At 63.2% G+C, this 18,448-nt stretch carries 22 protein-coding genes; 7 read left to right on the forward strand and 15 right to left on the reverse strand.

Annotation, left to right across the window (positions count from 1 at the left end; genetic code table 11):
* Nucleotides 1-28 precede the first annotated feature (28 nt).
* On the forward strand, nt 29-1,015 hold the full coding sequence (locus tag NCS67_RS23655) for a transglutaminase family protein (RefSeq protein WP_008349015.1): 987 nt from the start codon (nt 29-31) through the stop codon (nt 1,013-1,015).
* Here the strand turns inward: NCS67_RS23655 and NCS67_RS23660 are convergent.
* The 3 genes from NCS67_RS23660 to NCS67_RS23670 are packed head-to-tail and all read right to left on the reverse strand — an operon-like array spanning nt 1,002 to nt 2,854.
* The gene (locus NCS67_RS23660; protein WP_250436877.1) at nt 1,002-1,748 is read right to left on the reverse strand and encodes an SDR family NAD(P)-dependent oxidoreductase; all 747 of its coding nucleotides are present in this window, start codon (nt 1,746-1,748) and stop codon (nt 1,002-1,004) included. The two genes, NCS67_RS23655 and NCS67_RS23660, sit on opposite strands and share 14 nt — an antisense overlap.
* A gap of 4 nt (nt 1,749-1,752) precedes the next feature.
* On the reverse strand, nt 1,753-2,115 hold the full coding sequence (locus NCS67_RS23665; protein ID WP_008349017.1) for a cupin domain-containing protein: 363 nt from the start codon (nt 2,113-2,115) through the stop codon (nt 1,753-1,755).
* Nucleotides 2,116-2,149: 34 nt separating this feature from the next.
* Complete coding sequence (locus NCS67_RS23670) at nt 2,150-2,854, reverse strand: glutathione S-transferase family protein (RefSeq protein ID WP_250436878.1); 705 nt, start codon at nt 2,852-2,854, stop codon at nt 2,150-2,152.
* Between the two features lie 120 nt (nt 2,855-2,974).
* Between NCS67_RS23670 and nudC the strand changes: the two genes are divergently transcribed.
* Both nudC and NCS67_RS23680 read left to right on the forward strand, forming a co-directional pair.
* Complete coding sequence (nudC, locus tag NCS67_RS23675) at nt 2,975-3,892, forward strand: NAD(+) diphosphatase (RefSeq protein WP_250436879.1); 918 nt, start codon at nt 2,975-2,977, stop codon at nt 3,890-3,892.
* A 100-nt stretch (nt 3,893-3,992) separates the two neighbouring features.
* Complete coding sequence (locus NCS67_RS23680; protein WP_033536518.1) at nt 3,993-4,580, forward strand: histidine phosphatase family protein; 588 nt, start codon at nt 3,993-3,995, stop codon at nt 4,578-4,580.
* A gap of 211 nt (nt 4,581-4,791) precedes the next feature.
* On the opposite strand, the gene NCS67_RS23685 is transcribed toward NCS67_RS23680, so the two are convergent.
* From NCS67_RS23685 to NCS67_RS23715, 7 genes are all read right to left on the reverse strand, one after another.
* Entirely contained in the window at nt 4,792-5,457 is a 666-nt protein-coding gene (locus tag NCS67_RS23685) for a MarC family protein (protein ID WP_008349021.1), read from the reverse strand.
* Nucleotides 5,458-5,546: 89 nt separating this feature from the next.
* Complete coding sequence (locus tag NCS67_RS23690; RefSeq protein WP_008349022.1) at nt 5,547-5,888, reverse strand: hypothetical protein; 342 nt, start codon at nt 5,886-5,888, stop codon at nt 5,547-5,549.
* 64 nt (nt 5,889-5,952) lie between these two features.
* Nucleotides 5,953-6,711 (reverse strand): flagellar brake protein, encoded by a 759-nt coding sequence (locus tag NCS67_RS23695; protein WP_250436880.1) that lies wholly within the window; start codon nt 6,709-6,711, stop codon nt 5,953-5,955.
* Nucleotides 6,712-6,933: 222 nt separating this feature from the next.
* Nucleotides 6,934-7,920 carry a hypothetical protein gene (locus NCS67_RS23700; RefSeq protein WP_175982634.1) on the reverse strand — a complete coding sequence of 329 codons (987 nt, stop codon included), beginning with the start codon at nt 7,918-7,920 and terminating at the stop codon, nt 6,934-6,936.
* Between the two features lie 221 nt (nt 7,921-8,141).
* Entirely contained in the window at nt 8,142-9,227 is a 1,086-nt protein-coding gene (locus NCS67_RS23705; protein WP_033536494.1) for an alpha/beta fold hydrolase, read from the reverse strand.
* Between the two features lie 108 nt (nt 9,228-9,335).
* The gene (locus NCS67_RS23710) at nt 9,336-10,673 is read right to left on the reverse strand and encodes a glycosyltransferase family protein (RefSeq protein WP_250436881.1); all 1,338 of its coding nucleotides are present in this window, start codon (nt 10,671-10,673) and stop codon (nt 9,336-9,338) included.
* Between the two features lie 112 nt (nt 10,674-10,785).
* Nucleotides 10,786-11,418, reverse strand: coding sequence for a TetR/AcrR family transcriptional regulator (locus NCS67_RS23715; RefSeq protein WP_250436882.1), 633 nt, complete (start codon nt 11,416-11,418; stop codon nt 10,786-10,788).
* A gap of 156 nt (nt 11,419-11,574) precedes the next feature.
* Here NCS67_RS23715 and NCS67_RS23720 point away from each other — a divergent pair, with 156 nt between their 5' ends.
* Nucleotides 11,575-11,847 carry a hypothetical protein gene (locus NCS67_RS23720; protein ID WP_250436883.1) on the forward strand — a complete coding sequence of 91 codons (273 nt, stop codon included), beginning with the start codon at nt 11,575-11,577 and terminating at the stop codon, nt 11,845-11,847.
* Here NCS67_RS23720 and NCS67_RS23725 read toward each other — a convergent pair.
* From NCS67_RS23725 to NCS67_RS23735, 3 genes are read right to left on the reverse strand one after another with little or no spacing between them, the layout of a single operon-like run.
* Nucleotides 11,840-12,166, reverse strand: coding sequence for an AtuA-related protein (locus tag NCS67_RS23725; protein ID WP_250436884.1), 327 nt, complete (start codon nt 12,164-12,166; stop codon nt 11,840-11,842). The genes NCS67_RS23720 and NCS67_RS23725 overlap by 8 nt on opposite strands.
* Nucleotides 12,153-13,511, reverse strand: coding sequence for an acyclic terpene utilization AtuA family protein (locus NCS67_RS23730; RefSeq protein ID WP_250436886.1), 1,359 nt, complete (start codon nt 13,509-13,511; stop codon nt 12,153-12,155). Before NCS67_RS23730 ends, NCS67_RS23725 begins: the two co-directional genes overlap by 14 nt.
* Nucleotides 13,512-13,523: 12 nt before the next feature.
* Complete coding sequence (locus NCS67_RS23735; RefSeq protein WP_250436888.1) at nt 13,524-14,828, reverse strand: CitMHS family transporter; 1,305 nt, start codon at nt 14,826-14,828, stop codon at nt 13,524-13,526.
* Nucleotides 14,829-14,928: 100 nt separating this feature from the next.
* Between NCS67_RS23735 and NCS67_RS23740 the strand changes: the two genes are divergently transcribed.
* A complete protein-coding gene (locus NCS67_RS23740; RefSeq protein WP_250436889.1) occupies nt 14,929-15,825 on the forward strand; it encodes a LysR family transcriptional regulator in 897 nt (298 codons plus the stop codon).
* A 7-nt stretch (nt 15,826-15,832) separates the two neighbouring features.
* Here the strand turns inward: NCS67_RS23740 and NCS67_RS23745 are convergent, their stop codons facing one another.
* Nucleotides 15,833-16,891: an NAD(P)-dependent alcohol dehydrogenase gene (locus NCS67_RS23745; protein ID WP_008349042.1), complete on the reverse strand. Its 1,059-nt coding sequence runs from the start codon at nt 16,889-16,891 to the stop codon at nt 15,833-15,835.
* A 317-nt stretch (nt 16,892-17,208) separates the two neighbouring features.
* Here NCS67_RS23745 and NCS67_RS23750 point away from each other — a divergent pair, with 317 nt between their 5' ends.
* Entirely contained in the window at nt 17,209-17,529 is a 321-nt protein-coding gene (locus NCS67_RS23750; RefSeq protein WP_008349044.1) for a hypothetical protein, read from the forward strand.
* Here the strand turns inward: NCS67_RS23750 and NCS67_RS23755 are convergent.
* Complete coding sequence (locus tag NCS67_RS23755) at nt 17,520-18,005, reverse strand: hypothetical protein (RefSeq protein ID WP_235366259.1); 486 nt, start codon at nt 18,003-18,005, stop codon at nt 17,520-17,522. The two genes, NCS67_RS23750 and NCS67_RS23755, sit on opposite strands and share 10 nt — an antisense overlap.
* 270 nt (nt 18,006-18,275) lie before the next feature.
* On the opposite strand from NCS67_RS23755, the gene napE reads away from it, so the two are divergent.
* Nucleotides 18,276-18,434, forward strand: a complete 159-nt coding sequence (napE, locus tag NCS67_RS23760; RefSeq protein WP_008349047.1) for a periplasmic nitrate reductase, NapE protein — start codon at nt 18,276-18,278, stop codon at nt 18,432-18,434.
* The last annotated feature ends 14 nt before the right edge of the window (nt 18,435-18,448 follow it).

Genomic DNA, 18,448 nt, shown 5'->3' on the forward strand with positions numbered 1-18,448 from the left:
TCGTGCAGCGCTGGCCCGGAGGTGGCACATGTCCGTCTTTCTCGAAGTCGAGCACGTCACGACCTATCGCTACAACACGCCGGTGGAATTCTCGCCGCATCGCGTGATGTTCCGGCCGCGCGCCGCGCACGATATCCGCGTGCTGTCGGCGACGCTCGCGGCCGCTCCGCACAGCACGCAGTACTGGATGCACGACGTGTTTTCCAATTCGGTCGCGGTCGTCGAGCCGCGCGTGCCCGCCGACACGCTCGAACTGCGCGCGCGTTTCGTCATCGAGCATTTCGGCATCAGGAATCTGGAGTTGCCGGTCGCGCCCGAAGCCGAGAATTATCCGTTTCAGTACGCCGACGAGGACCGGCTCGATCTGGCGTCTTTCCTGCCGCCGCAGTATCCCGACGATCAGCCGATGCTGCGCGACTGGGTCGCGCAGTTTCTGCCCCGGCGCGGCGTCACGCACACGCGCGACATTCTGGGGAACATCAACGCCGCCATTCGCAGCGACTTTCAGTATCAGTCGCGCGACGCGATGGGCACGCAGCGTCCGTCGGAGACACTGAACCGGCGCAGCGGCACCTGTCGCGATTTCGCGCTGCTGATGATGGAAGTCGTGCGCGGACTCGGACTGGCCGCGCGCTTCGTGTCCGGGTATTTGTACGATCAGGCGCTCGACACGCCCGCTGCGCCGGCCGTCCGCAACACGGGGCTGCAGCAGGGCGCGCGACAGATCGAGAGCCGCGACGAGCCGCTCGTCGTCGGCGCGGGCGCGACGCACGCGTGGCTGCACGTCTTTTTGCCGGGCGCGGGCTGGGTGCCCTACGATCCGACGAACTCGCTCGTCGGCGGCACCGATCTGATCCGCGTCGCGTACACGCGCAAGCCCGAACAGGCGGCGCCGGTGTCCGGATCGTGGTTCGGCGCCGCCGAGGACTTCGCCGGGATGGACGTCAGCGTCAGCGTGCGGCGCATCGAGCCGCCGAGCGAGCCGTTGGCGTCGGCGGCGATCAAAACGGACTGATCCCCGACATGCCGCCATCGACGGCAAGATCGGCGCCGGTCATGTATTGCGATGCATCCGTCGCAAGGAAAAGGATCGCCGATGCGATCTCGGCGGGGTCGGCCGGGCGCTTCATCGGGATGACTTTCGCCCACTCCAGCAATTGCGTCTCCGACATGCCCAAGCTGTCGAAGATCGGCGTGTTCGCGACGCCCGGCGAAATACTGTTGACGCGTATGCCGAGCTCGACGAATTCGGCGGCGAAGCTTTTGGCCAGAGAAACGACAGCCGCCTTCGACGCGCAATATGCGGAGAAATTTTTCGTGCCCTGATTGGCCGCGAGCGATGCCACGAGAACGATCGATGCCGGCCGCGCGAGCGAAGGCAGCGCTTCGCGCACCGTCGCATACACGCCGCCGACGTTGATGTGCAAGACATCGGTGAATTGTTCCAGCGAGGTTTCGCGCACGGGCGTCTGCCGGGAAATGCCGGCGTTGGCGACCAGAACGTCGATCTCGCGCTGAAAATGCTCGACTGCGGTTTTGTAGAGACGCTGCATGTCGGCCGGACTGGCGGCGTCGGCCACGACGCACAGCGCATTCTCGCCGAGCGTTTGCGCGGCCTGACGCAGCTTCTCCTGGTTGCGTCCGCTGATCACGACGCGGGCGCCCTCCGACACGAACCGTTGCGCGGTGGCGAACCCGATGCCCGAGCTTGCGCCGGTCACGACCGCCAGTTTTTTATCGAGCAGCATCGTTTCATCCTTGCAGGTTGATGACGAGGGCGCGACCCGAGCGAAGCGCGCGCGTCGAATGCCCCGAACCTTTCAGATCGCCCGCGACGAACACCGAGCCTTCCGCGAAGCGCCGCGCGATGTCCCCGTCCTGCACCGCGATTTCAAGCTCGCCTTCGAGGACGACGACATACTGGCGCGACGGCGGATTATGACGATCGAGAAAATAGCCTTCGTCGAACTCATGCACCAGCACGCTCTCGCACGGCTGCGGCGGCGATAGCGTCACCGAAATGCCGTTGAACGGCACGGCGACGGTTTCGAACACGCGAATGGTCCTGAATGCCGAGTGCCCGTCGGCGTCGGTGTAGATCTCAGCGCAGTCCATGACGTCTCCTTGTCGACGATCCGCTTCGAAAATGTCACGCCACCGCTCCCTGGCCCATGCGTTCGCGCACCGCGCCGCAATGTTCGACGAGCTTGCCGCGCGTGGCGACGAATCGTTTGAGCTGCGTATCGATGTCGTAGAACCAGATGTTCGCGACGAACCCGTACAGCGCGGCATCGATGCTCGCGGGCGCGTCGCCGAACATGAACGGACCGTCGCCGAGCAGATTCGCTATTGCCTGGAGACTCGCGATGCCGCGCGCATACACGGCGTCCGGCTCGTATCTGCCGATGCCCTGATATCGATAGCGTTCGAAGTTGTATTTGCACGCGCCTTCGAGCGCGTCGGCGCCGATGTCCGGATGCTGCGTCAGGAGCGCATCGCGAAACTGCGGCCAGTAGCGGTCGTCGCGCCAGCGCGAGTACGACATCACCCAGTAAAGATCGTCGAGCGTGCGGCGGACCAGCAGATCGAGATCGCGCTGCGCGGCGCCCAGCGCGTCGTCCAGTTCGATCGCGTGCTTGCTCTTCAGATGCGCGATGATCGCATCGCTGTCGCCGATGGTTTCATCGCCGTCGACGAGATACGGCAACTGCCCGCGCGGCGCGGCGCTCGTGTCCAGCACGTGACGATGCTCGAATGGCAGGGCCGCGAGCTTCAGGAACGCGAACACCTTCAATCCGAACGGATTGTTGTCTTCGAGGCCGAACAACTGAGGATACGAATAGAGCGTGATCATCGACGTCTCCGTGCGTCCGCCAGCAAGGACGCGCCAAGTTCGTTACGATTCCCGGTTGGCCTTGCATCTTCCCGTCACGCGTCGCGCCGCTTCCGCGCGCCGCCACACACGAAAAATACTATGCCCACGCCGCCTCATGCCATCGGTTTTACACTCGATCCGCTCGATCGCGTATCGGAGAAGCGCGACGATGAAACCTACGTCGCCGGCCTGCGCGACGATCCCGCCACGCGCTTTCTGCTGTTCGTGAACAACGTGCCGCTGTTCAAGCGCGCGGACGGTCACGATCCGCTTTTCGTCGCGCAGGAAATCGCGGCGCTCGGCGCGCCCGCGCAGACGGTTCTTCTCGGCCGCGACGCCGACCGCCGCGCGCTGTTCGCCCATTCCTTCGATGCAGAAACGCCGAGCCTCGCCGATGTCGAAGCGGTCGAACTGCGCCCCATCGCGATGCAGGGTCTCGTGTCGCCGCCGCTCGTCAGCGCGCTCGGCGAAGCGCGATCGATGCTCGACTGGCATCGCCGGCATCGCTTCTGCGCGAACTGCGGCCATCCGACCGATTCGGCGGGCGCGGGCTGGCGGCGCATCTGTCCGAACTGCAAGGCGCAGCATTTTCCGCGTGTCGACCCCGTGGTCATCATGCTCGTCACGGATGGCGAACGCTGCCTGCTCGGCCGTCAGCCGCAATTTCTGCCGGGGATGTATTCGTCGCTTGCGGGCTTCGTCGAGCCGGGCGAGACTTTCGAGCACGCGGTGTATCGCGAAGTGCTGGAGGAAGCGGGCATCCGCTGCACGGACGTGCGCTATTTCGCGTCGCAGCCGTGGCCGTTTCCTTCATCGTTGATGATCGGATGCTTCGCGCGCGCCGTCACGACCGATATCACCATCGACAGGAACGAGCTCGAAGATGCGCGCTGGTTCACGCGCGAGGAGATCCGCGCGATGCTCGACGGCACGCACGAACAGGGACTTTCCGCGCCGAAGCCCTTCGCGATCGCGCATCATCTGCTGAAGGCGTTCGCGACGCGCGAGGTGGACTGAGTGGGCAGCTTCGCGGCGCGGCTTCGGCGATCGGTGCAGAATCCGAACCTGTGTTGCGCGGGGCGCGGCGAGAGCATTCATCAGACATCGGGTGAACGACATGAACATGAAAGGCGGCATGCATATCTGGCTGATCCGGCATGGTGAGACCGAGTGGAGCAAGTCGGGCCAGCACACCGGCACGACCGACATTCCGCTCACCGACGAGGGACGCAGACAGGCGCGGGCGCTCGCGCCGGTGCTCGCGTCGCAGTCTTTCGACTTAGTTTTGACGAGCCCGATGGGCCGCGCGATCGAAACCTGCCGGCTCGCGGGTCTGGGCGATCGCGCGACGGTGGAGTCCGAGCTTCACGAGTGGAATTACGGCATCTACGAAGGCCGCACCACGCCGGAAATCCGTGAAGAGGCGCCGGACTGGTCGGTGTGGTCATCGCCGATTCCGGAGGGCGAAAATCTCGCGGATGTCGGCAGGCGCGCGCAGGCGCTCATCGACAAGCTGCTCGCGACGAATGCGATGAACATCGCACTTTTTTCGCACGCGCATTTTTCGCGCGTGTTCGGGGCGCAGTGGGCGACGGGATCGCCGGCTCTTGGGGCGCATCTCGCGATGGATACCGCCGCGATGAGTGTGCTCGGGTTTGAGCGCGACGTCCGCGCTATTGTTAAGTGGAATCTCTTGCCTTTTTGATGTTTTTTGCGATAGGTCCCGTGATCGTGTCGGCCTTTTTTTTCGCCGGATCGCGTTTTCGTGTCGGTGCATTAGGACAGGGGCAACGCCAATAGACCGACACCAACACGGGATCCGGCGAAGAACCATAAAAACCATCATCAGCAAAAAGCCCATACCAACGGTGCCTGCGAAGTTCCTGCGATCCGCCATCAAAACCCCGTCTCCCGCTCTACTTGACGTTGAGCTGAACCGATGCGATCAGTTCCGACAAACCGAGCCAGAGAATTTGCACGCCGATACAAAAGATGATGAACGCGAAAAGGCGCATGGCAATCTGCGTTCCGACGGCGCCAAGCAGGCGCTCCAAATGCCCCGCGAATCGCACGCACACATAGATGCTCGCGCACAGAACGACAAGCCCGACGCCCACGCCGGCGAGATGCACCGGCTGCAGCCCATGACGCGGCGAGCCCGTGCCGAGCGCGATGGCGACCGCGATCGCACCCGGCCCGACGGTGATCGGCAGCGTCAGCGGATAGAACGCCTTCGCACGCAGCGACGCGCCGCCGCGCGGCGTGGGCGCGGGTTCGGCGCCGTCGTCGTCATCGGGCGTCTGAAGCAGGCTCCAGCCCGCCATCGCGACGACGAAACCGCCCGCCACGCGCAACACCGGAATCGAGATCCCGAAAAACGTCAGCACATAAGCGCCGATCAAAAGCGACGCCAGCAAGATCACGAAACTGTTGATGCAGATGCGCCGCGCGAGCTCGGCGCGATCGGCGTCGCCGATATGCGGCAGCATGCTCAGCACGACGAGCGCCGTCGCGGGAGGATTGATGATCGGGAACAATCCGGCGACGATCACAAGGACCGTCTTGGCGAATTCGTTGAGCATGCGCGTCGTTGTCCGTCGTTCGTTGGCGTGCTGCAAGCCCGGACATTGTGCACGCTAAGCCGGCGCGCGTGCGCGCAATGACGGTCCGATCAGACGAACGGTGCGGTGAGAATCAGCGTGCATTCGGTGAGAAACGAGCCGATCCCGACGCCGATCAGCACGCGCGCGACGATCGTCCATACGCGCCGATCGACATTGCCCGCGCAGCGCCACGCGAGCGTGCACCACAGCAGATACAGCGCCGAGCACACGGCGAATACGCCGAGCATGCCGGGCCAGAACCAGACGGTGATCAGCAGAAATGTTTCGGGAGTGACGCCGCTCGTCCAGAGGTCGAGATAGACGAACCACCACGCGAGGTGGATCGGCACGCCCAACAGCCACCAGACTTTCCAGAAGCGTTCTTCTCCGCGCCAGGCCTTGCGCAACATGCGTCGTCGTGAGTGGAAAGAGGCACGCATTTTACTCCACGCGTTGCGCGCCCTTTCCGCGCCTTCAGGCCGACAGGCTGCGGCGTTTCGCTTCCATGCGCGTGATGAGCCGCTGCAGCACGTTCTCCGCGGCGGCCGAAAGCCGCACGAAGCGAAAGCCGACGACGTAACGCACATCGCCGCGCGGCGTCGTCACGGAGCGCGGCGACACGAGTTCGAGATCGACGGGCAAGGCCGCGCCCGGACCGAGATGAAGCACGACATCGCGGAACAAGGTGCCGCGCTCCGTTTCCGCGAGACGCGGCGTGTCCATGCGCAGCGCGATGCCACCGAGCGACAGGTCGTGCACTTCGTGGCGGAACGCTTCGCCGTCGGCGAATGCGCCTTTCGCGTAGAAGGGTTCGAGAACCGGCGTCGGCACGCGGAAGTATTCGCGACGCTGGAACTGATAGAGCTTCTCGGGGAACGGCACTTCGAACGCCTGACGTCCTTCGTGGGTCACGGCGCGCGCGGCGAGCGTCGTGAATTCGACGCGCACGCCGTCCGGCGCACCCTTGAAATACAACTGCCGCGCTTCGAGCAGCACACGATTGTCCGCCTCGACGCCGCCCCAGTCGAACACGATGCACGCTTCGCGCGCGTCGGTTTTCAGCAGTTGCGTAACGATCTGTCCGCGCCCGCTCGTCACGGTGAGCATGTCGCCCCGCTGCACGAGCGTTCGCAGAACGATCGATATTTCAGATGGCGTGTGTCGCGCGAAGCGCTCATGATCTTCCGCGAATTTTTCGATGTCTGTCGTTTGCGGCAACGGTTCGGCGAGCATGATGGTCCAATCTAGTTATCAGTTTGGGACAGCGAGCGACGACTACCTGCTTTGCCTTATGTTGCCCGAAAAAAAACGGCTTCAGTACATCGGTAACGACTAGATTTTCACGGCAATTCAGCGTTTTGCAGAGCAGCAAACCATTTGTCTTACGGATAACGTTCTAAAAATGAGAAGGCCGGGCGCGAACACCCGGCCTTCTCGCGCTTCATGCGACACGCGTCACGCGAGCGTATCGAGTTCGCTTGCGAGCGCGCGGCGTCGGATAGGCGCGAGCGCAGCGCCCATGCGTTCGCCCTGCGCCTCGCTGATGAGGCTCATCAGGATTTCGCCGAAGCGCGGTTCGTCCACGCCCGAGATGATGTACTGCCACCGATACGCATCGACCAGTCCCGCATGCACGCGCGCCTCTTCGTCGGCGGAAAGCGCGCGGTCGAGTTGCGATACGAAGTAATGCGCGTCGGCGGCGGCTTGCGCCTGCATCATCCCGTCGATGGCCGCGACTAGCTCGATCAGATCGCCGATCGCGGCATCGCGCGCGTCGTCGTCGAGCCGCGCGTCTTCGCGCATCCACTCGAGTTCGTCGATGATCGCGTGCTGCGACTCCTCCTTCCAGTGGAACAGGAAGATGTCCTTGAATAGCGGCGACAAGCTCGCGTCGCTTTCCATGCTCTGCCGGTAATGCACCTGCGTGACGATTTCGACGCAACACGTCAGCGCGAGAATCGACCACGTCGATTTGCCGAGCACGAACGCGGCAACCTCGTCGGCCTGCGCGATGAAGCGATAGCCCGGCGGCAGCGTTTGCGCGGCGAGCGCTTCCACGCGGCGAAACAATTCCTGATGCTTCAGCTCTTCGTCGGTGAACCGCACGATCGCTTCGAGCGCGGTCTGATCGCCGAGCGCATGATCGCGGCCGACCTCGAGCATCTTCGCGCCGACGAAACGCTCGATCATGCCGAACATGTTGGCGTACGTGCGGCCCTGAACCTGCGACATCAGACGGCGTTCGCGCGCGTCGAGGAACGGCAGACGATGCACTTCGGATAGTCCGTCGGGCATGAACTTGTGCGCGGGATCGAAATGACGGCCGCGCAATACGTCGCGATCGATGTCCCAGCGGATGCGGCGGGACACTTCGATGCACTTCGCATAACGTTGCTGCGGGGTGATTTTCCTGGATTGAGACTCGTGCTGAACGGCTTCCATGTGCGAACTCCGGAACGACTCTGCGTCGATGACTCTGATGAATGCGCGCCCTGCAATCCGCGCGCTGCGTCGAACAGGTCTGCGTAGGGTCGTGCGCCGCGTCACCGTTCTGCGAATCATTCTCTGCAACGGCCCGCTCTCGCACATGAGGCGCATGTCCCGGCTGCGCACCGGGACACGGCATTTGGCGGCAATGAAGGGGGACGCAGGTCCCGAAGCGCTCAGGCGGCGGGCGCGTCGAAGCCCGCGCGGCGCGCGAGCACGATGGCCTGCGCGCGGTTTTCGACTTCGAGCTTCGCGAAAATGCTGGTGATGTGATTGCGCACGGTCTTCTCGCTCAACGCGAGTCGCGCGGCGATCTGCGCGTTGTCGCGCCCGCCCGCGAGCAATTCGACGATATCGCGCTCACGCGGCGTCAGCGCGGAGAACGCCGGATCGCTCACGTTCGATGACGGCAGAAACCCCCGCACTTCCTCGCGCCAGCGTTGCCACGCAGGCTCGGATTCGAGCGTGATGTGATTTTCGCTATCGAGCGGCACGAAGCGCGCGCCGGCAATCTGCCCGGCGAGCAGGCGGCTTTCGTCGAACGGCACGCGCGCATCGCCGCTCGCGTGCAGCACGAGCGTCGGACATTGCACGCGCGGCAGCAGCGCCACCACGTCGATCTCGTTGAACACGCGCATGATGCGCGCGGCGTTGCGCGGCGTGGTCGTCAGACGTTCGAGTTCGTTGAACCAGTGATGCTGCTCCGGCGTGCCGCCGGGAATGAACTGCGTCGTGAAGAACTGGCGAAACGCCGGATTCTGCTTGCCCCAACCGAGTTCGGCGAGCTTCACGAGCATTTCGGCTTCCTCGTGCAACGCCGGATCGCACGAGCGTTTCAAACGGCCGCGCGCGTAGCCGCCATGCAGCACGAGATGCGTGACCCGCTCCGGATGCGCGACCGCATACGCGATGGCAATCGACGCCCCCTGCGAAATTCCCAGCAGCGGAAAGCGTTCGAGGCCGCTCGCATCGGCGACGGTTTCGAGATCGCGCAGCCAGGCGTCGAAGGAAATTTCGCCGACGTCGCGATCGGAGAGACCGCAGCCGCGCTGATCGTAGCGAATCAGCGTGTGACGGCCGCACAGTTCGAGCATCAGATGGTTCCAGACCGGGCTCGTGAAATCGAGCTCCAGATGACTGAGCCAGTTCGCCGCCTTGATGAGCGGCGGGCCGGAGCCGCACGTCGCGTACGCGATGCGCACGCCGTCGCTCGCCGTGCAAAGGCGGATATGCTGCCGAGGCGTGGACGGGCGCGGCATCATCGGAACGATGTGTAAGTAGGGACTACCTAAAAAATCGATGCACGCGCGGCGGCTCGCGCGATTGCTCATGCTTGCGCGTAAAGCTTTGGAAAGTCAAGGAATAGACAGTCAGGGACGGCGCGCGCCGCGCATCTGGCTCGTCAGGTCGCCGTGATGCATGATGAGCGCGCGCAGCGACGGCCACATATGCATGTAATGCACCATGAAGCTGTCGCGCGACTGAAGCTGATACGGCGTGTTGATGGTCGCGCAATCGAGCAGATGGCGCGAGTCGGCAAGGCCATGCCGTGCGAGCACCTTGATGAACACGTCCTGGTCGCCGCCGCTCGCATAGGTCGACGATTTATCCGCGATCGCGCCGATGCTCTGCTCGATTTCCGTCAGCACGTCGAGATTTTGCGGCGTGTTGCGAAAACCCATGATGCCCGAGTTGAACTGCCAGCTTACGTCCGTCGCGAGCACGCGATCCCGCTTCTCGCATAGCGGTTCGAGCCGCCGGCTCTGATCGGCGACGAGCACGTCGGCATCGATCCAGAAGACCCATTCGTGTTCCGGCAAATGGCGCAGCAACACCCAGGGCTTGATCCAGTTGCCGCTCGCGCCTGCGCCCGCTTCGGTCGGCACGTCGCGATAGAGATGCAGCGCGTAGCCGTGACGCTCGCAATAGCGGCGCACGTTGCGCTCGGCGATCGCGCCGTATTCGCGGATATTCGGCGTATGAAGCATCGCGAGCGCGATGGACGCGCTTCGGTTCGACGCTTCGTAGCGTGTTTCATCGGCTTCCGGCTGCGGCAAGGCGAGATACGGCAGGCCGCGCGCCTGACACTCGTTGATGTGCTCCGCGAACAGATCGCGCAAGTCGGCGAAGACCGGCTGATTCTTCGGCGCATCGGGCATATCGGCGAGCGCAAGAGAGAACGCGGGCCATTCCGCCCATATCGGCGACACGTTCAGCGCCGCGAGCACAACGGGATGATGGCCTTCGATCGCCTCAGTGAACGGCCGAGGTCCTAGCGCACTCAGCAACTGCGCTTCGCTCGCGAGCGCCCTGCCGAACCTGGCGCCCTCGCAGATGCGTTGGACCTGCTCGCGCGCGGCCGCCGTGTTGCGCCAAAGCTGAAACGCCGCCATGACGTCGCCGGGGTTATCGTCACGATACGAGACGATCCAATCGCGGTTTTCCCCGCGCATGAGCGTCTCGCACGGAATGTCGCGTAACAGCAGGCAATCCTGCGTGATCAGCAACACGAGATCGCCCTCGGCACACGCGCGCAGCTTGCGCAACAACACCTGATACTTCAACAGCATTCGCAGATGTGCCCAGCCGATCGCGGCCGTATCGACATACTCGTGCGGATAAGCAAGACGCGCGCAATAGCGGCGATGATTTTCGAACGACGCGCGCGCGGTGTCGTCGGCAAAAAAACTGATGACGTGAGTCGTCATGGCGATGCTCCAAAATGCCGGGTGTCGGGGATTTTGGTCCCGTCATCGGCGCGCGGGCAAGCGCAAGGACACTTTGTTTCGTCGTCGATTGTGACGGCTGCGAACGTTTCGCTCAGCGCTTCGCGCGCAGCGGCAGCGTCGCGATGAACTGATCGACCGCCGCGAAAAGCGCCGCACGCCGCACGCCGTCCTGCGCCTGAATCGACAGACCCGCGAACAATGTCATGCACAGCGCGGCGAGCGCCTGAACATCGGTGCGAGCGTCGAGCTCGCCATTTTCGACGCCCTGCGCGAGCCGCGCCGCGACGATCGACGCGACCTTGCGCCGGCGCTTCTGCATCTCGGCGCGCAATTGCGTGTGCTCGCCGCCGACGGACATCGCGCCCAGAAAGATCATGCAGCCACGCGGAGTCTTCCTGCCGGTGAACAATTCGACGCTCGCGCGGAACATCGCGCGCAGGCCGTCGCGCACGGATTCGTGCGCCTGCAACTGCCTGAGCGCCGCGCCGCCTTCGGCTTCCGTGTACAGCTCGACCGCCTCCCGATACAGATCCTCCTTGCTGCCGAACGCGGCATAAAGGCTCGGCGAATTGATGCCCATTGCTTCGACGAGATCGGCCATCGAACAGGTGTCGTAGCCTTTCGCCCAGAACAGTTCCATCGCGTTTCGCAACGCCGCTTCGCGGTCGAATGCGCGCGGCCGGCCGCGCGCCCTGTGCTGCGTCTCGTGCATTTCCGACGACATGTCTCACTCCTTTTCGATGCCTGCGATTAGTGCGTCCATCGAAATTCTGAATTATGTGTCGATCGTAACAAAATAACTGGACGCTGTCGCACGCCGATGCTTAAATATCTGTATCGATCGTCACATAAACATCGGAACCATCTCAGGAGTGTCGCCATGAAATCGACTTTGTCCGCGCTCGCAGCCGCTTTGCTGCTGGCAAGCCCGCTGGTGTCGTTTGCGCAAGCCACGGAAACGGCTGCATCGCCTGCGCCGTATTCGGTGTTCGTCGATCAACCCACCGGCTTCACGTTCGTGAAAATGCCGTCGGGCTGGAAGTTCGTCGGCGCGGTCTCGCAGGAAGAGGCGCAGCATGTGCCGGCGAACGTGTTCACGTCGGTGTTGCCCGCGGATTCCGCGCGCAAGATCGACACGGTATCGGTCAGATAGGCGTTGGGCTGGAAACCGCATCGATTTCGATATCGAGCAAAGCCGAGCTCATCGACTTGCCGTGCGCGTCGAGCGCGAGCGAACGCGTGACGCCGCCGCCGAGCGCATCGCGCAAAACGAAATTGAACGCGTGCAAGAGCGGCAGTTCGTAACGCACGACATCGCCCTTCACGACATCGGCGAGATGCGCTTTCACGCGCTCGGGCGTCAGTTGCGCGCGCAGATGCGCGTAGTGCTTCGCGTCGAAGCAGATCACCGACACGTTCGACGTGTTGCCTTTGTCGCCGGTGCGGCCGTGCGCCAGTTCACGCAGTTTCATCGCTTGCCTCCACGAATTCGAAAAGGGGCTTCACGTGTTCGCGCGCGAGCAGCACGGACTGCACCGCGATGACTTCCCGCGTCGCCTTCGTCACGCCGCCGCCGCCCGCCGGGCCGTTGGTATAGAGCGTTTCGATCTCGTTGCCGATGCGCGCCGCCTCCTTCGCGCTCGACGTGCGTCCCGCGACGCGCACGCGCACTTCATACGGCTCTTCGGCGTTCGATGCGAGCGCGTCGCCGTAAAGCGAATTGACGCCGATGAGGTCGAAGCGCAGTTCGCTCGTATCGATGCACATGATCGACAGCCGTTCGCGCGCGATATCGAGCGCGAGCCGCGCGCGTGCGACCGCGCCCGGACCGCCGTAGGAAATCTGACCTTCGCCGATATAGCCATCGACATAAGCGACCGATGTCTTCAGCGTATCCGTGCGCGCGTGGCCGCGTCCGCCGGTCACGCGCACGCGGTCGCGCGCTTCCTGCGCGACGCGAACTTGCGTGAAATCCGCGACGACGTCCGGCTGAAAATAACGCGCCGGATCGTGAATCTCGTAGAGCAGTTGTTCCTTGCACGTCGCTTCGGTCACGCAGCCGCCTGCGTGCGGCACCTTCGTCACGATGACAGAACCATCCGCGCTCACTTCCCCGATCGGGAAGCCGAGACGCGCGAGATCGTTCACGTCCTTGTAACCGGGGTCGGCGAAATAACCGCCCGTCACCTGACCCGCGCATTCGAGCAAATGACCGACGACGGTCGCCTGTCCGAGCGTCGTCCAGTCGTCCATCTTCCAGCCGAATTCGTGGATGAGCGGCGCGGTGAATAGCGACGGATCCGCAACGCGGCCGGTCAGCACGATGTCCGCGCCCGCCGCGAGCGCAGCGACGATCGGCGCCGCGCCGAGATACGCATTCGCCGACACGATGCGGTCCGCGTACGCGCTCACATCGTCGCCGGATTCCTCGAAGCGCAGACGCGAACGCAAAACGACATCGAGCACGTCGTCGCCGGTGACGGCTGCGATTTTCAATCCGTCAAGGCCGAGCTCGCGCGCGATCCTCGCGGTCTTCTTCGCCGCCGCACGCGGATTCGCGGCGCCCATGTTCGAGATGATCCGCACGCCATTTTTCGCCGCGACGGGCAGCACGGCGCGCATGCGCGTTTCGAGCAACGGGTCGTAACCGAGTTCGGGATCGTTGCGGCGCGACTGCTGCGCGATCGCGATCGTGCGTTCGGCAAGGCATTCGAACACGAGATAGTCGAGCGCGCCGTGCTCCGCGAGTTCGACGGCAGGCTCGATGCGATCGCCCGAATAACCCGCGCCCGCGCCGATTCTGATGATGTCTTTCATGGTGCTTTTCCTTTACAGCGGGAACACGCCCAGCACGACGCACGCGATCGTCATGACGACCGACGCGCCGAACAGCAGCGGGAACGTGAACTTCTGATGATCCGCGAGATCGATGCCGCACAAGCCGACGACGAGAAACGTCGCGGGCGTGAGCGGGCTCACGGGAAAGCCGGTCGTCATCTGACCGAGGAGCGCCGCCTGGCCGACATGCACCGCCGGCACGCCGAGTTGCGACGCCACTTCGGCGATCACCGGCAACACGCCGAAATAGAACGAATCGGGATCGAAAAGCATCGAGAGCGGCATGGACAGCAGGCCGAGCACGACCGGAATGTGGCCGGCAAAAGCGGGCGGCACGAAACCGACCGCCGCCTGCGCCATCGCCTTCAACATGCCGCTGCCCTGCATGATGCCGGTGAACACGCCCGCCGCGAGCAGAATGCCGGCCATCATCAACGCGGCGCGAGCGTGCGCGTCGATGCGCTTTCGCTGCATGTCGACGTTCGGATAGTTCACCATCAGCGCAATGCACAGCCCGACCATGAACATGATGGCGGGCGGAATCTTTTCGCCCATCGCGACCATCGTGCCGAGCACGACGACCGTCAGCACGATGTTGAACCAGAAATTCTTCGGGCGGCGCAGCGACTGTTCTTCGGGCGTCAGTTCGCGCTTCGGAAGCGGAATCGCGCCGTTCGCGCTCGAATAGCCGAGACGCTTTTCCTCGCGGCGGCCGAGCCACCACGCCATGCCGAACACGAACACGAGCCCGACGGCCTGCACCGGAATCAGCGGATTGAACAGCAATGAAATCGGCAGATGCAGCGACGCCGATGCGCGGATCATCGGCCCGGTCCACGGCAGAAAGTTGATGCCCGCCGCCATCGAAACGGCCGCGGCGAGCACGCGCTTGTCCATGTTCAGGCGATCGTAGAGCGGCAGCATCGCGGGAATCGTGACGAGAAAGCAGACGGCGCCCGAGCCGTCCAGATGAATCAGCAGCGCGAGCAGCGTCGTGCCCATCACGATGCGCGTCGGTTTCGTGCCGACCGCGCGCAGGATGCGATCGATGATCGGATCGAGCGTGCCCGCGTCCGTGATCGTGCCGAAGTAAAGGATCGCGAACACGAACATACCGACGACCGGCGCGAGGCTCTTCAATCCGTCGATGACGAACCTGCTCGTCGAAAGCCCGAAGCCGCCGATCAGCGACGCCACGATCGGCACGATGATGAGCGCGACGAGCGGCGACATCCGTTTGGAAAGGATCGCCCCGAGCAGGACGACGATGGTGGCGAGGCCGAGCATCGGCAGCATGAACGTGTCTCCGAATATTGTCTTTTGGTGCGGTCCAGAGTAAGTTCGGAGCGGCGATTACACAATTGAAATGATTTGATCGCAGCTATCACGGACCATAATGGATCTGAATCTTCGCGATATACGCGCGCTCGTCGCCGTGGCCGAGGCGGGCAGTTTCACGCGCGCCGCCGAACGCCTGCATTTGTCGCAACCCGCGCTGACCGTGCAGATACGCCGCCTGGAGGAAGCCGTCGGCGCGCGGCTTTTCGACCGCAACAGCCGCAACGTCGCGCTGACGCCGACCGGACGCGAACTGCTGCCGCTCCTGCGCAAGTCGTTGCGCGACATGGAGAACGTGCTGCGCGATGCCCGCGCGATGGGCATCGGCGAAAGCGGCACGATCCGCATCGCGTGCCTGCCGACGTTCGCGGCGAGCGTGTTGCCTGAGTTGATCATCGGCATGAAGCGCGAGGTGCCGCGCGTCGCATTTCAGATTCGCGACGTCGTGGCGAGCACCGTGAATGCGCTCGTGCGCAGCGAGGAAGCCGATATCGGGCTGACCGGCGGCGATGTGGCCGATCCGTTGCTGGAAGTGCTGCATGCGGGCGTGGACCGGCTCGTCGCGGTGTGTCCGAAGGCGCATGCGCTCGCGAAGAAACGCCGCATCTCGCTCGACGAGCTCGCGCGTTCGCCGCTCGTGCTCACCGCGCCAGGCACGAGCGTGCGCGCGGTCGTCGACGCCGCGCTCAGCGAGACGCGCGAAACGCTCGAGATAGCGTGCGAGCCGACTTACATGATGACCGCCGTCGCGATGGTGCGCGGCGGCCTCGGCGTGACGATCCTGCCGGAAACCGCGCGCGAGGTGCGCGCGGAACCGGGGCTCGTCGCGAAACCGATCGACCATCCGGCGTTCGTGCGGCCGATCGCCATCGTGAAGAAGCGCGGCAGGACGCTGCCGGCAGTGACGGAACGCTTCGTCGAAAGCATGCGCGAGGCGATGACATCGCCCCGCTGATACAGGCTTACTTTTCCATCGTCGCCATGTCGATCACGAAGCGATACTTCACGTCGCTCTTCAACATGCGCTCGTAAGCCTTGTTGACTTCGTCCATGCGAATCATCTCGATGTCGGACGTGATGCCGTGCTTGCCGCAGAAATCGAGCATTTCCTGCGTTTCCGCGATGCCGCCGATCAGCGAGCCCGCGAGCGAGCGGCGCTTGAAGATCATGTTCATCACCGAAGGCGACGGATGCGGATGCTCCGGCGCGCCGACGAGCGTCATCGTGCCGTCACGCTTGAGCAGCGACATGAACTGATCGAGATCGTGCGACGCGGCGACCGTGTTCAAGATGAAATCGAAGCTGTTCGCGTGCGCGGCCATCTGATCCGGATCTTTCGACACGACGACTTCATGCGCGCCCAGACGCTTCGCATCCTCGATCTTGCCCGGCGACGTGGTGAAGAGCACGACATGCGCGCCCATTGCGGCGGCGATCTTCACGCCCATGTGACCGAGACCGCCGAGACCGACGATGCCCACCTTGTGCCCCTTCTGCACGTTCCAGTGGCGCAGCGGCGAGTACGTGGTGATGCCCGCGCACAGCAACGGTGCAACGGCCGCGAGTTCGAGGTTCTCGGGGATGCTCAGCACGAACGCCTCGTCGACGACGATGTTCGTCGAATAGCCGCCGAAGGTCACGCCGCCCGACTTCTTATCCGGCGAGTTGTAGGTTTGCGTAAAGCTTTCCGGGCTCTCGCAATATTGTTCGAGTCCTTCCTTGCACGCATTGCAGACGCGGCATGAATCGACCATGCAGCCGACGCCCGCCAGTTGCCCGACCTTGAACTTCGACACGTCGGAACCGACTGCCGCGACGCGACCGACGATCTCATGGCCCGGCACGACCGGATAGTTCGTGCCGCCCCATTCGTTGCGCGCCATATGCAGGTCGGAATGACAGACGCCGCAGAACAGAATGTCGATGCGGACATCGTTCGGACCGACATCGCGGCGTTGAATTTCGAGCGGACCGAGCGGCTTGTCGGCTGCGGATGCTGCATAGGAATACGCTTTCAGCATGGTTTGCTTCCCTCTTTGATTTGCATCTGTGAACAGGACCGGCGCTTGCTCCTGCCGGAGAAGCGCGGCTATTGAATCAGACGTGCTGGATGGTCTTTGTGTGCGGCAGCGAACGTTCGCCATCATGCTCCGCCACGCGTTGCGAGCGACTTGCCGATCGCGCCGGTAGTTAGGCGGAGACGCGCAACGTCAGTACTGTATGCCTATCGGGGATTATCTGCCGAAACGACCGCGCGCCAGGCGCGTCGCCGGAGAATTTGACAATCGGCGCCGTGAGGATCGACCTCGCGGCGGAAGCATTTCGAGAGACCAGAACGATGAAAGCGAAAGCCATTACGGCCAGCATCGGCATGCCGGGCGGCGCGGTCAGCGCCGAGTTTCATATCGATACGGGGCGGCTCAGGATCTTCGAGCGCGGCATGCTGCGCGTCGAATTGTTTCCGCCGCAATCGTGGTTCACGGTGGCGTCGGTGGCGGGAAACAGCCGCTGGGGCACGCGGCCGCTGGAAGCGGATATGCGTCTCGTCGTCGAGAGCTTTATCCTGCAGCGCTTCGGCATGAAGGCGTATCGGGGCGAGACTTCCAGCGCGCAACGCGTATTCGATTCGCGATCCGAATCTTTAGCGGATCATCTCTGACTGCGCGCGGGCGGCTGATAGCCCGGAACCTGATGCAGCGCGCAATCGCACGCCGCGGAGAGCGCCGCCAGCCGCTCGATGTTCTCGCGCAAGTCGGCCTGCGTGCGCGCAATCGTTTCACGCAGCGCTTCGACCCGCGGCATGATCTGTTCCGCGATCACGCTGCTTTCTTCTTTCTTGCCGAGCCACGCTTCGGCGTCTTCGCGCGCTTCGCGCAGTTCCATCACCGAGACTTCGGTCTGTGCCTGAAGACGCGCATAGGTCTGCGCGAGTTCGCCGAGCCCCATCGATTCCATGCGTTCGACGAAATCGCGCGTCGAATGCATTGCGAGTTCACCGGCGTCGTAAGCCATGAACTGGGCATCGTCGATTGAAAGCGAGATGCGGCCTTCGGGCGTGGCGAATTCGAGCTTGATCGGCATGATGCGTGGATGTCCGTAATCGAAGAAGTGACCGGATTCTAGAAAGCCGCGCATGAAGCGACATTCAGAACAAGATGAAAGCCATATCGCGCGCGTGAAAAGGAGCATTAACGTCATTGCGATTCGTTCGAGCGCGCGAAACGATGCACGGCGATTAATTCGAATTGCGCCACATTTGGCGCGATGGAAATTTATCGACAGTTGCAAAACCCGCCCTCGACGCCGTGCGATTTTCAACTTGAAAAGATGCATTTCTTAAACCAACAATGGATCCATCTTTCGCGCTGGCCACTCCACTTCGCCAACCGAGATCTGACGCGCCCCATGGATGAGAAAGACGAAATACGCAAATCCGAAGAGTTGCGCAGCTTTCTGTTTCTGACCGTCGTCATGGTTCCCGTGCTCACGGTCATGATCATCGCCACTTACGGATTCGCGGTCTGGTTCTATCAGATGCTGATCGGCGGACCGCCACATCATTAACGAGCGTCGCGACT

The sequence above is a fragment of the Caballeronia sp. ATUFL_F2_KS9A genome, from assembly GCF_023630765.1.
In the GTDB taxonomy this organism is placed as follows: Bacteria; Pseudomonadota; Gammaproteobacteria; order Burkholderiales; family Burkholderiaceae; genus Caballeronia; species Caballeronia zhejiangensis.

Bases quoted from the DNA above. Each gene is read 5' to 3' on its own strand.
- NCS67_RS23655 (WP_008349015.1), top strand. From the start codon at position 29: ATGTCCGTCTTTCTCGAAGTCGAGCACGTCACGACCTATCGCTACAAC.
- NCS67_RS23660 (WP_250436877.1), bottom strand. From the start codon at position 1,748: ATGCTGCTCGATAAAAAACTGGCGGTCGTGACCGGCGCAAGCTCGGGC.
- NCS67_RS23665 (WP_008349017.1), bottom strand. From the start codon at position 2,115: ATGGACTGCGCTGAGATCTACACCGACGCCGACGGGCACTCGGCATTC.
- NCS67_RS23670 (WP_250436878.1), bottom strand. From the start codon at position 2,854: ATGATCACGCTCTATTCGTATCCTCAGTTGTTCGGCCTCGAAGACAAC.
- nudC (WP_250436879.1), top strand. From the start codon at position 2,975: ATGCCCACGCCGCCTCATGCCATCGGTTTTACACTCGATCCGCTCGAT.
- NCS67_RS23680 (WP_033536518.1), top strand. From the start codon at position 3,993: ATGAACATGAAAGGCGGCATGCATATCTGGCTGATCCGGCATGGTGAG.
- NCS67_RS23685 (WP_008349021.1), bottom strand. From the start codon at position 5,457: ATGCTCAACGAATTCGCCAAGACGGTCCTTGTGATCGTCGCCGGATTG.
- NCS67_RS23690 (WP_008349022.1), bottom strand. From the start codon at position 5,888: ATGTTGCGCAAGGCCTGGCGCGGAGAAGAACGCTTCTGGAAAGTCTGG.
- NCS67_RS23695 (WP_250436880.1), bottom strand. From the start codon at position 6,711: ATGCTCGCCGAACCGTTGCCGCAAACGACAGACATCGAAAAATTCGCG.
- NCS67_RS23700 (WP_175982634.1), bottom strand. From the start codon at position 7,920: ATGGAAGCCGTTCAGCACGAGTCTCAATCCAGGAAAATCACCCCGCAG.
- NCS67_RS23705 (WP_033536494.1), bottom strand. From the start codon at position 9,227: ATGATGCCGCGCCCGTCCACGCCTCGGCAGCATATCCGCCTTTGCACG.
- NCS67_RS23710 (WP_250436881.1), bottom strand. From the start codon at position 10,673: ATGACGACTCACGTCATCAGTTTTTTTGCCGACGACACCGCGCGCGCG.
- NCS67_RS23715 (WP_250436882.1), bottom strand. From the start codon at position 11,418: ATGTCGTCGGAAATGCACGAGACGCAGCACAGGGCGCGCGGCCGGCCG.
- NCS67_RS23720 (WP_250436883.1), top strand. From the start codon at position 11,575: ATGAAATCGACTTTGTCCGCGCTCGCAGCCGCTTTGCTGCTGGCAAGC.
- NCS67_RS23725 (WP_250436884.1), bottom strand. From the start codon at position 12,166: ATGAAACTGCGTGAACTGGCGCACGGCCGCACCGGCGACAAAGGCAAC.
- NCS67_RS23730 (WP_250436886.1), bottom strand. From the start codon at position 13,511: ATGAAAGACATCATCAGAATCGGCGCGGGCGCGGGTTATTCGGGCGAT.
- NCS67_RS23735 (WP_250436888.1), bottom strand. From the start codon at position 14,828: ATGCTGCCGATGCTCGGCCTCGCCACCATCGTCGTCCTGCTCGGGGCG.
- NCS67_RS23740 (WP_250436889.1), top strand. From the start codon at position 14,929: ATGGATCTGAATCTTCGCGATATACGCGCGCTCGTCGCCGTGGCCGAG.
- NCS67_RS23745 (WP_008349042.1), bottom strand. From the start codon at position 16,891: ATGCTGAAAGCGTATTCCTATGCAGCATCCGCAGCCGACAAGCCGCTC.
- NCS67_RS23750 (WP_008349044.1), top strand. From the start codon at position 17,209: ATGAAAGCGAAAGCCATTACGGCCAGCATCGGCATGCCGGGCGGCGCG.
- NCS67_RS23755 (WP_235366259.1), bottom strand. From the start codon at position 18,005: ATGCGCGGCTTTCTAGAATCCGGTCACTTCTTCGATTACGGACATCCA.
- napE (WP_008349047.1), top strand. From the start codon at position 18,276: ATGGATGAGAAAGACGAAATACGCAAATCCGAAGAGTTGCGCAGCTTT.